The organism is Facilibium subflavum (genome assembly GCF_003574485.1).
Taxonomy (GTDB): domain Bacteria; phylum Pseudomonadota; class Gammaproteobacteria; order Francisellales; family Francisellaceae; genus Facilibium; species Facilibium subflavum.
The window spans coordinates 1-852 of record NZ_QLIT01000361.1 but is presented as its reverse complement, the minus strand read 5'-3'; the positions used below and the strand labels follow the sequence as shown (position 1 = coordinate 852).

The 852-nt window shown below is 32.6% G+C and carries 2 pseudogenes; both read left to right on the top strand.

Annotated elements, in window-relative coordinates:
• Window positions 1–230 (top strand): annotated as a pseudogene (gene prfB / locus DNK84_RS13940) (peptide chain release factor 2); the annotation flags it as partial.
• A 231-nt stretch (window positions 231–461) separates the two neighbouring features.
• Window positions 462–852 (top strand): annotated as a pseudogene (locus DNK84_RS13935) (lysine--tRNA ligase); the annotation flags it as partial.

The following is an 852-nucleotide window of genomic DNA, read 5'->3' as shown; positions in this document are numbered from 1 at the left end:
AGCTTAAATCTAAATTATATGAGATGGAGCTACAAAAGCGCAATGCTGAGAAAAATGCTTTAGAAGATTCAAAATCTGATATTGTCTGGGGTAGTCAAATTCGCTCGTATGTTCTTGATCAATCACGTATTAAGGATTTGCGAACTGGTGTTGAAAATACCAATACTCAAGCGGTATTAGATGGTTATTTGGATAATTTTATTGATGCAAGCCTAAAAAGTGTGTTATAATAAATAGTTTTATAAAATAAAGTTTCGCTACTTACTATGTAAGTTATAGCGACATACTTTTTTCATGGCAGAAAAAGTATGTACAACTGCCTAGTACTTGATATCGCTTATTTGCATGATAATGGTATCTACAAAACTTGCGTGAGCTCAGATAGTTGTAGATACTTTTTTATTATCATTAGCAAAAGCTAACCGCTAAAGTGCAAAGATAATATAATAATAGGGTAAAAAATGAGCAGTAAATTAAAAGATTTAATAAAAACGTCGATAAAAGAGTATTTAGATGCTAATGATATAACAGTTAAAGATGCTGTTAGAGGAAAGATAAGAGAGCAGATTAGTAACTCTCTTGGAGAAGTTGGTGAGATCAATGAGCAAGTTAAAGAGAAGATATCTGATCTTGTGAAAACGCATATTACAGATATGCAAGAAAGCTCACAGATGGCTTTAAGAAAAGAAAAATTACAGACACTTGCAGAGCAGAATAATGGAGTTAGTCACCCAAATAGTTTTAGAAGAAATATTGTTGCTGCAGATTTACAAGCAAAATATTCTGACAAATCAAAGCAAGAGTTGGAGGAGCTAGAGCCTAAAGAGCGTTATAAAGTAACTGGTAGAGCAG